This is a genomic window from Echinicola sediminis, from assembly GCF_054777495.1.
Window position 1 is genome coordinate 61,473 of sequence record NZ_BAAHAP010000023.1, and the last position, 11,309, is coordinate 72,781.

At 43.6% G+C, this 11,309-nt stretch carries 5 protein-coding genes; 1 reads left to right on the plus strand and 4 read right to left on the minus strand.

Going from position 1 to position 11,309, the window contains the following annotated elements; genetic code table 11:
- Positions 1-15: 15 nt before the first annotated feature.
- The 3 genes from ACYVAA_RS08305 to ACYVAA_RS08315 all read right to left on the minus strand — a co-directional run bounded on the left by ACYVAA_RS08305 (position 16) and on the right by ACYVAA_RS08315 (position 7,387).
- The gene (locus ACYVAA_RS08305) at positions 16-3,156 is read right to left on the minus strand and encodes a SusC/RagA family TonB-linked outer membrane protein (RefSeq protein ID WP_460540425.1); all 3,141 of its coding nucleotides are present in this window, start codon (positions 3,154-3,156) and stop codon (positions 16-18) included.
- Positions 3,157-3,494: 338 nt separating this feature from the next.
- Complete coding sequence (locus ACYVAA_RS08310; RefSeq protein WP_460540427.1) at positions 3,495-5,771, minus strand: FAD-dependent oxidoreductase; 2,277 nt, start codon at positions 5,769-5,771, stop codon at positions 3,495-3,497.
- Entirely contained in the window at positions 5,768-7,387 is a 1,620-nt protein-coding gene (locus ACYVAA_RS08315; RefSeq protein WP_460540429.1) for a sodium:solute symporter family protein, read from the minus strand. The genes ACYVAA_RS08310 and ACYVAA_RS08315 overlap by 4 nt, the downstream gene beginning before the upstream one ends.
- 256 nt (positions 7,388-7,643) lie before the next feature.
- Between ACYVAA_RS08315 and ACYVAA_RS08320 the strand changes: the two genes are divergently transcribed.
- Positions 7,644-8,663: a LacI family DNA-binding transcriptional regulator gene (locus tag ACYVAA_RS08320; RefSeq protein WP_460540431.1), complete on the plus strand. Its 1,020-nt coding sequence runs from the start codon at positions 7,644-7,646 to the stop codon at positions 8,661-8,663.
- Here ACYVAA_RS08320 and ACYVAA_RS08325 read toward each other — a convergent pair.
- Positions 8,664-11,309: glycoside hydrolase family 2 TIM barrel-domain containing protein (locus ACYVAA_RS08325; protein WP_460540433.1), on the minus strand; the 2,646-nt coding region annotated here is incomplete at its 5' end.

The following is an 11,309-nucleotide window of genomic DNA, read 5'->3' on the forward strand; positions in this document are numbered from 1 at the left end:
TCTTTTGGGTTTTGATTAAAATGTTACTTGAACGCCGAGCAGATAGGTCTTTGCCCGCGGATAAGGATCTCTGTCGATCCCAAAATTGGTGACATTGTTTACCCCTGTAGTATTGAGTTCCGGATCATATCCAGAATAATCCGTCCAAGTGACCAGATTGGTTAAACTTGTGTACAATCGAAGTCTTGACAACCAATTGACCTGCTCTAATCCAAAGGTATATCCCAGCTGGACATTTTTTAACCTGACAAATGAACCATCCTCTATGTATTTGCTGGACTGAAGCAATCTACCACTTTGGGATGGCCTGACATAGTCATTGCTTGGGTTCTCCGGACTCCAATGGTTCACCACCGCAGCCAATTGATTTGAACCAAAAGTGGCACTCTCTATCAACATTCGTCGGTTAAAAAACACATCATTGCCCACGTTTCCTTGGAGGAAAACAGAGAGATCAAAGCCCTTGTACCGGAAGTTATTTGTAAACCCAAATATATAATCCGGATTGGGGTCTCCAATGATCTTACGGTCAGCAGCACTAAAGCTTCCATCTCCATTGACATCGGCATATTTTGCATCCCCAGGTTGGGCAGAGGGCATATGACTCCCCGCAATGTCATCAGTGGTCTGCCAGATACCATCCCAGACGTATCCATAAAAGGTACCTACAGGATAGCCCACTTTCAATAAACTACCGTTAGCAAATGCCCCCACTCCTCCGTCTCCGGTAGGAATTACTTCATCCACTTCCCCGGTGATCTTAAGGATCTTGTTGCGGTTTCTGGAAAAGTTCCCTGAAACCTCCCAGGTGAATGCCTTATCGACTACCACGGCATTCACCCCCAGTTCAACTCCCTTATTTTCGATTTCTCCAAAATTCCCGAATACCGTGTTGAAGCCAGATGATGCCGGTATCCTTCGGGAAATCAACAGATCTTTGGTTTGCTTGTGGTAGTAGTCCAAGGTCAACATTAACCTATTGTCCAAAAACCCTATGTCCATCCCAACATCAACCTGGTTGGTGCGCTCCCATTTAATATCTGGGTTGGCTACCCCTGCAGGGCTGATTCCTATGTTAAGTGCCTGGCCGAAATTATAATTGCTTCCACTCGTTAACCGGGGGAAAGACTGGTAAAGGGGAATATTGGCGTTTCCCGTAACACCATAACTCATCCGAAGTTTTAGGTCACTGATCAATTCGCTATTGATAAGAAACGCTTCTTCTTTGGCTCTCCAAGCGAATGCTGCAGAAGGAAAAAATCCCCATTTATTGTTTTGACCAAACCTGCTGGAACCATCTGCCCTTCCCGTTAAGGTAAATAAATACTTATCAAACAATATATAATTGAGTCTTCCCGTCCAAGAATCCAATCTCCAACTGGATTTATTGGAAGAAACGTCTCTATTAGAGACAAGGCCTAAATTATTATTCACCAAAAGATCTGTGGACAGTTCGCTACCACCTGCCAAGGCATTCACTCCGGTAAACCGTTGGGTGGAAAAAACTCCTGTAATGTTAAAATCATGGACTTCTCCTATCTTTTTGGAATAGTTAAGGACACTTTCATGGATCAATGAATTTTGGTCCAGATTTCCAATCCCTGCTACTCCTCCATTTAATCTCCCAAGTGGCAAATCGGTTCCGGTGTAGGAATCCTTCCGGTCATGGAAAATATCCACACCTATGTTCCCACGGTAGGTCAATCCTTTGGCAATTTCCACATTGACATAAAAATTACTAAGCAACCTGGTATTTGTGCTCCTGTTGAGCACTTGGGTAAGCGCTAGAGGGTTGGCAGCCAATTCAAAATTTGAATTGATATCCCCAAAATAGGTATAGTCCCCCTGATCGGTATAGGGTGAGAAAATGGGTGGCGCAAACAAAGCTGCTGTTACTGTTCCTGTATTTTCGCTTTCATACCTGCTACCGGTAATGGCTCCGTTACTGACCACATAATTATAGTTGAGGTTAACGCCGATTTTCACCCGATCATGCAACTCGTTTTCTAAGTTCAAACGAGACGATATTCTTTCAAAATCTGAATTTTCGATGATCCCATCTTGGCTAAAATAATTAAAACTAAGATTAAACAGCGTTTTTTCGCTACCTCCAGCAAAGGACAATTGATGGTTTTGAATGGGTGCCTTTCTGAAAATTACGTCCTGCCAGTCAGTATCGTGATATTCGATCCCATCCAAAGCTCCGGGATTTATTAAATTGTTGAGTTCTAGGAACTGCTCTGAATTCATTAAATCCAGCTTTTTGGTAATATCCTGTACACCATAATAGGAGTTATAATTGATTTTGGTTTTTCCCCTTTCTCCTTTCTTTGTGGTGATCAATATTACCCCATTGGCCCCTCTGGCACCATATATGGAAGTAGCTGAAGCATCCTTTAGGACTTCTATAGAGGCAATATCATTGGGATTGATAGTCGCCAAAGGGTTCAGTTGTCCCCCCTCTGAATTCTGGGGACCAGTGGACCCAGGGGCAGAACCGCCAGCCACTATAGGAAACCCATCTATAACATAAAGGGGTTCATTGGAGGTACTCAAGGAATTCCCTCCCCTGATTTTCACACTGGCCGCCCCTCCTGGAGCACCTGAGTTTTGGGTGATCTCCACACCTGCCACCCGGCCCTGAAGCCCTTGGTCTAAAGAAGATATTGGTGTTTTGTTTAATTCTTCTGAGGAAACAGAGGCTACGGACCCCGTTAAGTCAGACTTCTTCACCGTTCCATATCCTACCACTACCACCTCTTCCAGGGATTCCATATCTGTAGACAGGACCACATCGATCTTGGATCTCCCGTTCAATAAAACTTCCTGTTTCAAAAAGCCCACGTACGAAATCTCCAAAACGGCATTTGGCCCAGATACATTGAGACTAAACTGGCCATCAATATCCGTAACGGTACCATTTGTGGTGTTCTTTTCCAATATCGCAGCACCGGGAAGTGGAAATCCATCCTCTCCTTTCACCACTCCCTGAACCTGGTGTTGATCTTCCAATGCAGGAAAAGCAGTGCCCTCCCACATAGGGCCCAAGGGCTGGGCCACCGGTTTTGCATTGACCACATTTGGAGTAAATGCGAGAATTGTCGACAGGGCACACAGTACCATGCCGGTTAGTATAGTATATCGTTTATTTTTCATGATTTCGGGTTAAATTGTTAAGACAAACCAATAGCTTAAAATCGAAGGAGGTATGCCTCCTTATCAGCCCACCAACGGTTAGCGGTTTTCTCAAATCCTTGAATTTGGTCCTAATTAACCAAACTGATTATTAAGTTGGGCAAGCTCTGCATGCGGCCCCAGTATGCTTTATATCATAGTTTTTGCTTTTAACTTTTATAACTACCTGGCAATTCCGATCCAAATCCCGGGTTCTTTGGAAAGGATAAGGCTTATTACTTAATTTTGCGCAAAGAAGTTATTCCTTCAATTGGCCACCTTTTATTCAAGTCCACTGGATCTATTCAATGGTTTAAATGCTATCTACATAAGATCCCCATTAATGAGATCGGCGTATTTTCATTTGGTCTATCCATCTGGATGACTATTGAATCAGTCACTAATGGCTCTTCTAGAGTAAGTTCATAGAGGGCCTGGTAGTTATCCTTAACCTCTGCAATAAGGTGCTGACCACAGTTATACAGCTTAAAATTCCGTACACAGAAGGGCATTATGCTCTCGGCATGCTTCATCTGAACCGTTTCCATCGGATGGTCATAATCCGAATCAAAGAAGAGGCTGATCGTATGAATCTTTTGAGGCTGCTTCCAAGTTAGTTTGACCACAGCTACTGTGGCGTCCAGATCGGCTACCCACGCATTGGGCTGTTCCACCGGCCGAAAAGTTCCGTTGATCAAATTATCGGTGCCAAAAAGCTGTACGGATCGGTCAAGGCTGAACGCCATATTCTTTCCTTTTGGCCTTCTTTTGGGACACCAAAATTCAAAAGCGTCTACACCGATCTCTTTGGGTGGATCCTGTTTACCGAAGTTCGAAACCGCCTTATTGACACTGTTATACACCGTCACGAGACCTGAAACCATTTTGTCTGTGAGCCCAACAGACACCAGGTCATTTTTCATCAGACAAGCAAAAAGGTATTGTGGTCCTTCCACCAATTGATCACTTTTCAAGGTGATTTCCTGTTCTCCCTTCTGCAGCTCAAAACGGAATGTCTCTAGGGGAATGTCTGGGGTATGATTATAGACTTTACTACTGATCCTCAATTGTGCTTCCAGGACGGTTTCCTTTTCAGCTTTTACTTTCAGCTGAATGTTTGGCACCTCCCTTTGGATAGGGACCATCTGGGCCATGGAAAAGCCCAGGGATTCCCAGTCTCCACTATGCGGCAATGCTTTTAGCTCCAAGGTGCTGGAGGGCGTAATATGAGCCTGTTCTGCCAGATTATATCCATGATTCAGCTTGAACTGCGGGATATAATGTCCTTGCGCCATCAATGTAGCTTGAAGTTGGCCTATTTTCCCCTCTTCCATAAATTCCTTAGGGGAAAGTCCTTTCTTTACGGAAAGGGCTGCAGCCATTCCCACAGCCTGTCCCCCATGGGCACAGGTTACCATCACCCTGGTGGAACCAAAGGCCACATGACTGGCACTGATGATCCTCCCGGCAAGGAGCAGGTTATCTATTCCTTGGGGCACGTAGCACCTGTAAGGAATTTGGTACACCCCTTTGGTATGCCACTGGTTGCAGCCACTTTTGTCACTGTAGATACCATCTGCAGGATGTAGATCCATGGCCCAGCCACCAAAGGATATCGCGTCATAATGCTGGCGCTGTTCTACCAAATCCTTCTGATGGATCATATAATGTCCTTCAAAACGCCTACTTTCTCTTTTACCGGGAATCAAACCTACCCATTCCAAGGTATAATGGTCTGCCCCATCGTACTCTCCGGAATTTTTAATATGATTCCATATTCCATAAGCCACTTTCCACAGTTCAAGCTTGATCTCCTCTGTGTCGTGGACAGTATCTTTTCTGCCTCCGTACTCAAACCACCACAGCTTACAGCCGTCCTCTCCAACTTTTACATTCTTAATTCTAGGAATGGCACTCATATCTTTGAGGGCATAATTTGGTGCGGTGTACTGTACCGGTTCTTCCTGTTTCTTAGAATAAAAAAACAAGGTATGGCCCAGCAGCTCTCCGTAATCTTCCACATCAGGAGACATGGCTTCTTCAAATTCTTCAGGGCTTTCCGCCCCTATCCTGTAAGGAACGCCCGCCTGATAGGCTATTATCCCATCTCCGGAGGCATCGATAAATTGTTTTCCCTCAAATTCATACAGGGTGGAATTTTGTGAATTAAAGCCTACGACTGTTTTAATATTTTGATCATCGTATTTGATCACACTGAATACTGAGGTATTAAGGTACAGGTCCAGTGTGTCTTCCTTTAGTACTTTGTCCAACAGTACGGTGTCAAAAATCACGGGATTTCCTTCCTTATTTCGGTAAGTATTGTCCAATATGATCTCATTGATCAGTCCCCCTTCACGTGCCCAGCGATTATTGTTCCCCATATGGGATGTAGCACCTAGTGCCCAAAGTCTCACCTCACTGGAGGCGTTGCCTCCCAATACCGGACGATCCTGGATCAAAGCCACTTTGATGCCTTCTCTGGCCGCAGTGATGGCCGCACAGCTTCCTGACAACCCGCCTCCTATTACCACCAGGTCATAGTTATGGCGCAATGTTTTTAACTCTCTATATTTAGATAATGCTACTTTTTTCATACCTGCACGGGTTCTCTCTCTGTTTTTATACTTTTATTTTTCTTTTTGATGTGGAGCAGCACATAGCTGCACAATGTTACCAGCATGACACCGGTGACCAGTACATAGGCATTGCCCTTTTCGGCAAACAGCCCAATGGAAAAGATGATGCTACCAGTAATCAAGGCCGCTATGGAGATCACTTTTATGCCAAAAATTTTGTCTTTATCGGCCTGCTCCGACTCTTGTGGTGAAAGAGCCAATTTGTCGACCTCACTTTGCTTCGCTACATTGGAGAAATAATCTGTTGCTTCTTTTTTACCATAGTTGGCGTAAAGTTCAAACAAAAGCAATAGGCTCAAAGGTACCAAAGCACCAAGGGCCTGTTCATCAGCCCTGCCAAGGCTTATCCCTAACCAGCTCGGAGCCAAAAACTTGAAAAAGGCATTTACCGTAAGACTGATGAGAGTTACCCCAAGCACAGAGCCTGCTGTCTGCCTTTTGGAAAAAAGTGCCCAGATGGGCGGTGCATATAAAGGGACCCCCGTAATGGCCGCAACGGTCAGTACCACATTGACGATGCCTCCCAAATGGGGCACCATCAAAGCGATGATTACTGTCCCCACACCAAACAGGAAAGTGGACAAACGGGCCACTTTCATCAACTGTCTTTCGGATGCTTTTTTTCGGAATGCCCTGTATAAGTCATTCGTAGTGACCGCTGCCATCATATTCAATGTGGTATTCACAGAACTGGCAGTGGCAAAAACCATCCCAGCAATCATCAGTCCCAGCATCCCCGCAGGGAGGGCTTGTTGGCACATCATAAGGTAAGCCCCCTCTGTCTCGGCAGCCCCAGAAAGCCCGGGATTGATGGTTCGGTAGATCATCGGAGGTAGCATCCATATAAGTGGGAAAAACAGGTACAAGCCACCGAAAAGCAAACCAACTTTTCCCGCTTCTTTTTCATTTTTCACACTTGTATAGCGCTGTACATAAGCCCAGTTTCCTCCTATAAAGAAAAAATTGTAGACCATAAAGGCGAAGAGAAACCAAGGAGAATATTCCTCATTGACCAGTTCAAAGAAAGTTGAGGGTGTTTTATCCAAAAAGGCCTGCACCCCACCGGTTTCCTGAAAGGACAAGGGAATGACAATGGCCACGGCTGCGGTCAGTATAATAAACTGTAATACATCTGTGGCCAAAACAGCCCAGAACCCGCCCACCGTGGTATAAAGTAAAATGGTAAAGCCTAAGCCCACCACAATCCATTCAATCGGATATCCCGTGGAAACATTAACGATTTTAGCCACAGGATATAAAAAGGCTCCTGCGGTAAAAAAGGAAATCAGGACAAATAGATAAGTGTATATCTTTTGCGTTTGCTCACCAAACCGGTTGGTTATATATTCTGCCACTGTAAGCGCTCCTGTTTTTTTCCATCTTTTGGCAATGAACAAAAAGATCAATAAACCGCTAATGGCCATGGTCAGCTGTATTGTCACTGCCACCATTCCCTGATCATAGGCAATAGAACCCCAAACCACAAAAGTGCCTGCCGAAAAAAAACTCATAAATAAGGACAAACCGCTGATCCACCAAGGGACATTTCCTCCGCCAGCAAAGAAAGATTTCATATCCCTCCCCGTTCTGGAAAACGCCATTCCGGCCGAAATTACTATTAAAGTAAAAACTCCAATCAAAATATAATCTTGAGTTTGCATAGGGTTATCTTGGTATTGTTGGGATAAAGGTGTCGATAACGTTTTTAAGAAAAAATCCCATGACTAAAATCACTTGTTCGAAAAGGTTTTCGTAACTTAAATTTTAAACGAAAAGGTTTTCGTTATTCACCGATTATGTAGAGAAAGCTATCCAAAATAGATTACACTCATGAAAGAATACATCACCATCAAGGACCTCGCTGAAAAACTGCACTTATCAATAGGAACAGTTTCCAAAGCCTTTAATCCAAAGTACAAGGACATTGGGGAGGAGACCAGAAAAAAAATCCTGAATACCGCCCGGGAAATGGGTTATGTGCCCAACCCCTTCGCCCAAAAATTACTAAAAAAGAAAACGCTGAACATTGGCATCATTGTCCCTGAATTTGGGCATAGTTATTTCTCCGAAGTAATCTTTAGCGCTCAGCAAAAGTTGCTTGAAAATGATTATCAAACTTTTATAATGTCCTCACACGAAAATTCGGACTTGGAAAAAAAGAACATTGAAACCCTGGTCAAGCATATGGTAGATGGCCTGATCATTTCATTGTGCAATGGAAGTGATAACCATCAATACATCAATGATGTCATAGATTCTGGAATCCCGGTGGTGCAGTTCAACAGGGTGTCTGGTAAAATAAACTCCCCGAAAGTCGAATTCAACGATTATAAATGGGCGGTATTCGGAACAGAGCATCTTTTAGCACAAGGCTGCGTCAACTTGATTCATTTAGCACTTCCTAAACACCTTCCCCTAGGCACACAACGTATTATGGGTTTTAAAAAAGCGCTGGAAAAACACCGCATCACATATGAAGAACATCAAATCATTAACGCTGGAATTACTGTTCATGACGGCGAAGTTGCCATGCTCAATTATTTAGAAAAACACGGCATTCCCGATGGTATACTAGCTGCTGGGGACCCTTTAGCCATTGGTGCGATGAAAATCCTTAAGCGCAAAGGAATCGGAATTCCTGAAAGGGTAAAAGTCTTGGGATTTACAGAATCGGCCATGGCTCAGGTGGTAGAGCCCGAGCTTTCAAGTATATCACAACCCACTGATCGTATCGGCACATTAATTTCTGAAATATTATTGGAACAGATTTCTGGCAGCCCCCAATCCAACAACCATCATCTTTTCGATGGAAAACTGAATATCAGGGCATCCTCTAAGCATACTGAATAATCAAAACTCAAACGTCAGTTCAATGATTATTGGCTCATCATCATTGCCAAAATAGTTATCTGAATTCCCATGAGGCCCCATACTTTGAGGATCTTGGAATTTAGTTCCAATGGCCGGAATATTTTTAACAAAGGAGATATCCCCCCCGGGAAATTGCACTGAAACCCTACCATTTGGATCCTTACTTGGGTTTTCTGGGCTTAACATTCGCAAATAAGTATGGGGAGATTGACAATAAACAGTAAATCCATTGTTATTTCTTCCTACTACTTTTGCCCAATACAGGTTAGAGAAAAAGCCTTTAAATTCTGGGTATACATAACCGGACTCTCCCGTAATGGTATTGTTATAGTCGTTTTCCCAAACCTGAAATTTCGTCCCTTTCATTCGGTTACGCCAAACGCGGTAAGGACCATCGCCCAACCACTTCATACCCTTTACCTCTGACTCTGGAAAAGAAAAAGAAACTCCTTTGTAATCATCCACTCTTTTTTTGCTTTTCATTTCTACCCTCAAATCGAGTAGACCATTCGGGTAAACAGTCCATTGGATTATGTCGGAGCTTAATTGCACATGTGTGGTCCACTCAGGTGTTTTATCCTTTTCCTCGAAAACCACCGTAATTTCCACCTTTTCATCCGAAGAACGTAGGTATACGGAATCAATATTATCTTTTTGCCCCAGTAAGAGGGGGCCTTTACCCAAAGGGATTTCTTGATTTCCTTGATTGACGTGTTTCAACAATCCGGTTTTCCTGGAGAAAGTATAGGCAACATCATTGGTTTCAACAAAAACCAATGAATCCGTTACGCTCGATTTTAATTTGCCCTTTGCTTTATAGTTTAATCTTTTATGGTACAGTTTTGAAGATAGCTGTACAGGGTAGGACCAAGTGAATATTTCCTTGCCCTCTGCATCTCTGGCGGTTAGATGCAACGCATCCGCTGATTTCCACACAGAAGGCACCTCCACGTTAACCAAGCCTTTGGCCCCCGGGGCCAATGCTGGAAGGGACACATTGTATTGCGCCAATACTGCACCTGAAGGATTTTCATTGGGACCGTCAAACTTCACCCACTTGGCTGTAAGGGAACATTCTTCCAAATTGGTAAAATGATAACGGTTTTCTATCCTAAATATTCCGTTAAAGTCCTTACGGATAAATCGGTCTTCAATATACATCGGGGACCAAATTTCTTTGATCGAAAAATAGCTGGCTTCTTTTTCCCCATATGGCCCCACTATTCCGTCTGCAGCATGGTTTCCATCGGTATCCAGCATACCGTTCTTATCCGTACGTACCACAGCTTCATCCGCAAAATCCCACAAAAAACCACCTGCAGATAAGGGCATATCCCACATCATTTCCCAGTAATCCTCCAGGCCGCCACCATGTCCACCATCATACAAACCATGTAAAAATTCAGTAGGAAACAATATCTTATCTTTCGCATAACCATCGTTGGTCAGCGCATGATAATGAAAATAATGCAAAGTATTTGTTTTCCTGAAAATATTCCATGGGTGGATGACTTCTCGTTTTTGGATGTCCCAAATGGCATAATCATCATCCAGTTCGGTATTCCAGCCTGATTCGTTCCCATTGGCCCATAATAGAATGGAAGGATGGTTAACATCACGGACAACTGTTTCTTTCACGATTTTACGACCCACTTCGGTGTCCAAATGAGGGCTGTGCCAGGTACACACCTCATCGATCACAAACAAACCTAATGAATCACAAGCATCCAAAAAGTGAACGTCAGGGGGATAATGAGACATACGAACCGCATTCATGTTCATATCCTTCATCATTTTGACGTGTTCAATACTTAACTCCCTGGAAGTGGTCCGTCCCGAAGTAGGATAAAAAGAATGCCGGTTTACTCCTTTAAATTTGATGCGCTGTCCGTTGACATAAATTCCATCGCCTTCGAGTACTTCAATGGTCCGGAATCCGATTCGTTGTTGTATTTTATGCAAGGTATTTCCCTTGTTATCCTCAATGGAAAGTGCCAACTGGTACAAGTTTGGTTTTTCGGGATTCCAGGTTTTTATATCGGAGGCCTTGGTATGGAGGCTCCATTTACCTTTTGATTGCTCCACTTTTAGCTCGGTCAATTCCTGAACAAGTTCCCCTTTCATATCGAACAAGCTTGCCCTTATTTTTGCTGCCTGTGGTGCATCTACCATCAAATCTGCACTAATTTCTCCATTGGCTCGGGCATCAATGGCAACCCTTTCTATGTGTTGCTTGGGTAATACTTCCAGATAAACTGGTCGGAATATACCTCCAAAGATCCAAAAATCTGCTTTTCGCTCAGCGTAATTGATACTTTCATTGGAGGATGCCTTATTTACCTTTACCTCCAAAAGATTATTTTGGCCGTATTTTAACAGGTCAGTGATGGGATAATTAAACTCATAGAAGGCTCCCTGATGCACCTCACCTGCCGGCTTACCATTTATCTTTACCTCAGCATCCGTCATAACCCCTTCAAATACAATCTTAATTTCTTTATTCTTCCATCCCTCGGGTACCGAAAAAGTGTGCTTATACAGCCCATATTCATTTACTCGTTTATCAAAAGGATCATGGCCATAATTGTACGATCCAAAGCCCTGCTGCTCCCAGCAGGAAGGAAC